The sequence below is a fragment of the Flavobacterium sp. ACAM 123 genome (genome assembly GCF_000264055.1).
Lineage (GTDB): Bacteria > Bacteroidota > Bacteroidia > Flavobacteriales > Flavobacteriaceae > Flavobacterium.
On the sequence record NZ_AJXL01000214.1, the window covers coordinates 1 to 1673 of the forward strand.

Below are 1673 nucleotides of genomic sequence, written 5' to 3' on the forward strand. Positions count from 1 at the left end.
TTTTTTGATAGAAACGTTTGCGTTTGAAAATCCACATAAGTAGTGTGAATGTATCATTGATGTTATTTTAGTAGTGTTAGTTGCCGCAATTTTTAATTGTTTTAGCAATTATGGCGAATAAAAAGTAGCGATTCTGTTGTGAAAGCGAAATTTTTAAGGCCTTGATTTAAATTTAAATCAAGGCCTTTTTTATTTTTTAAACATTTTATATTTTTTCAATTTGCCCTATTTTACTGTCTATCTTTAAATATGCTATATTTTAACATTTTAATTAAGGAATGTTAAATTGAAAATCGTAAAAGACTTAAAAAGCACTTATATTGAGGTATTATGTTAAACTTTACCTGTAGCAACTTTTTTATTAACAAATAATTAACATTGATTTGCCAAAAATATCAGATTTTTGCCGAAAATTAATAAACCAAACTAAACAAAAGACAAAAATGAAAAGAATTATTTTTATTTTGATTATCTTATTATCAGTTGTTGGTCATTCGCAGGTTACTAGTTCTGCGATGTCCGGAGCTGTCAAATCTGCGACGGGTGAGTTTTTACCGGGAGCTACGGTCGAGGTTGTTCATAAACCTACTGGAACAAAATATTACTCTACCACTGATGGTAAAGGTGGTTATGCCGTTCAAGGGCTTAGGCCGGGTGGGCCTTATACCGTAAAAGTAACTTATGTAGGATACCAAACGACTGAAATCACTGAAATTAATGCGCCCTTGGGAAGTAATTTAACTGTTAATGTTGTAATCAAAGAGGAGTCTAATGCATTAAAAGAAGTAGTTGTTGTCTCTACTAAGTCAAACGGAACTTTCAATAAAGGAAAAACGGGTGCATCGCAACAATTTTCTAACAGAGAGCTTACCTCTATTCCTGTTACAGGGTCAAGGTCAATTAATTCAATCACTAAGTATAATGCTAATGCCGGTGGTGGAGGTTCTTTTGGAGGGCAAGATTCAAGATTAAATAATTTCACTATTGATGGATCGGTATTTAATAATGGTTTTGGACTTGGATCTGATGCGCAAGCAGGAGGAAGAACTGGTTCTACTGCAATCTCATTAGATGCAATTGAGCAAATTCAAGTGAGTATCGCTCCTTTTGATGTTCGTCAATCTGGTTTTACAGGGACGGGAATTAATGGTGTAACCAGAAGTGGTACGAATGAATTCGAAGGTTCTATTTATGCTTCAACGAGAAGTAATAAAAAGGAATTTGTTGGTACTAAAGCTGGACAAATTAGAATTATACCAGCGACATTTGAAGAGAAAATATTGGGAGCTAGATTTGGCGCGCCAATTATTAAAAACAAATTATTTTTCTTTGGAAACTTTGAAACAGTTGATAATACGAGTCCCGCTACAACTTGGACTTCTACAGGTTCTCCACAACCAAGTGCTCAAATATCCGCACCTACATTTCAGCAAATGCAGGATCTTTCTACTTTTATGAAAGATAAATTTGATTATGCCACTGGGCCGTGGGAAAATTATGATGCGCAAAGAGTTTCTAAAAAGTTTCTGGCTAAAATTGATTGGAATATAAATAATGATAATAAATTCTCTGTTCGTTATGTACATCATGACTCTTCTTCTGACGAATTAACATCTAATTCGAATTCATTAGGATTTGGAAACAGAAGAACAAACGTGAACGCTATGTCATTC

At 34.0% G+C, this 1673-nt stretch carries 1 protein-coding gene; it reads left to right on the top strand.

All coding sequences use genetic code 11. From position 1 onward, the window contains the following. Positions 1-443: 443 nt before the first annotated feature. A partial coding sequence (locus tag A3SG_RS0118280) for a TonB-dependent receptor (RefSeq protein ID WP_035664743.1) occupies positions 444-1673 on the top strand: 1230 nt, incomplete at its 3' end.